Origin of the sequence: Streptomyces sp. NRRL F-2580 (assembly GCF_000720115.1) — a bacterium.
Lineage (GTDB): Bacteria > Actinomycetota > Actinomycetes > Streptomycetales > Streptomycetaceae > Streptomyces.
This window is the reverse complement of the sequence record NZ_JOIR01000147.1, coordinates 1-207: the sequence shown is the minus strand read 5'-3', so window position 1 is coordinate 207 and position 207 is coordinate 1. Positions and strand designations below refer to the sequence as shown.

1 protein-coding gene is annotated in these 207 nt (G+C 70.5%); it reads left to right on the top strand.

Annotation, left to right across the window (positions count from 1 at the left end; genetic code table 11):
- Positions 1 to 207: transposase (locus tag IF88_RS0139840; protein WP_030724607.1), on the top strand; the 207-nt coding region annotated here is incomplete at both ends.

The following is a 207-nucleotide window of genomic DNA, read 5'->3' as shown; positions in this document are numbered from 1 at the left end:
CCTCACCGGCGGCAACGCCGCCGACTGCACCCGCTTCGAGGAGGTCATGGCCACCATCAAGGTCCGCCGGGCCGGGCCCGGTCGGCCTCGGACCCGCCCCGACCATGTCCTGGGCGACAAGGGCTACAGCTCCCGCAAGATACGCTCCTACCTGCGTAAACGCGGAATCGGCCACACCATCCCCGAACGCCGCGACCAGCGCGCCAA